General features: G+C 36.7%; 1 protein-coding gene. It reads right to left on the reverse strand.

Features of this window, described 5'->3' with window-relative positions; translation table 11 throughout:
* Positions 1-229 precede the first annotated feature (229 nt).
* Entirely contained in the window at positions 230-1,006 is a 777-nt protein-coding gene (panB, locus tag BBROOKSOX_RS11545) for a 3-methyl-2-oxobutanoate hydroxymethyltransferase (protein WP_139662015.1), read from the reverse strand.
* Between the last annotated feature and the right edge of the window lie 31 nt (positions 1,007-1,037).

Genomic DNA, 1,037 nt, shown 5'->3' on the forward strand with positions numbered 1-1,037 from the left:
CGAGTAATGCCTAGTGCCTGAGAAAAGGCAACTGAAGTTTGGTAATAATTCTGCAAATCGCTCAACTTTTGAGCATAGGAAATACTTTTATAATCAAAATTCATGGTGTATAATTTTTTGTATATTTTTTAATTATTATACACTTTTGTATAGTTTTTTGTATAATTTTCAAAAAATATACATTGCCATCAAAGAAAAATCGGCATTTCTAATTTTTATTGATACAGATCTAATAGCTGTGTTTATCTGTTGGGAAGGTTTGGTTTTTAACTGCTTGAATAAAATCATCAGTTGCAGAAGTAATACTGCCACTGGTTAAAAAGTTTTTCACAAATTTTGGTGGGTTTTGCGTAATGCCAAGCATATCATAACTGACTAACACTTGCCCATCACAATCCACACCTGCACCGATGCCAATAGTAGGAATATTTAACGATTGCGATATTTTCTTGCCCAACTTAGCAGGAATACATTCGAGCACGATGGTTTTTACCCCCCAACCTTCAAGCGCCTTAGCATCCTCTAAAATTCTTTGTGCGTCACTCTCATCCTTACCTTGTACTTTATAACCGCCCATTTCTACGACGGATTGTGGCTGCAAACCCAAGTGTCCGCAGACTGGAATATTGTTGTCTTGCAAGATTTTAAAAGAAGATTCATGCTCACTCCCGCCTTCAAATTTCACCATTTGCGCACCTGCACTCATTAAACATTTAGCATTTTCCAAAGTCTGTTTGGCAGATGTGTAACTCTGATAAGACATATCACTAATCAACAAAGCTTGGTTTGTGCCTTTTGCCACTGCTTGCGTGTGATAAAGCATATCATTCATACTCACGCCTAGTGTGTTTTCATTGCCTTTAATCACATTGCCAAGCGAATCACCGACCAAAACAATATCCACACCACACTTATCAAACACAGATGCAAATGATGCATCATAGGCTGTCAAGCAGGTGATTTTTTCACTTCGCTGCTTAAATGTTTTTAATGCGTCAATCTTCATAATTTAATCAACGCTGATATATCTAACTTGT

The organism is bacterium endosymbiont of Bathymodiolus sp. 5 South (genome assembly GCF_900128535.1).
Lineage (GTDB): Bacteria > Pseudomonadota > Gammaproteobacteria > PS1 > Pseudothioglobaceae > Thiodubiliella.

Excerpts from the sequence above, each read along its gene's own strand:
- panB (WP_139662015.1), bottom strand. The coding sequence starts at position 1,006 with ATGAAGATTGACGCATTAAAAACATTTAAGCAGCGAAGTGAAAAAATC.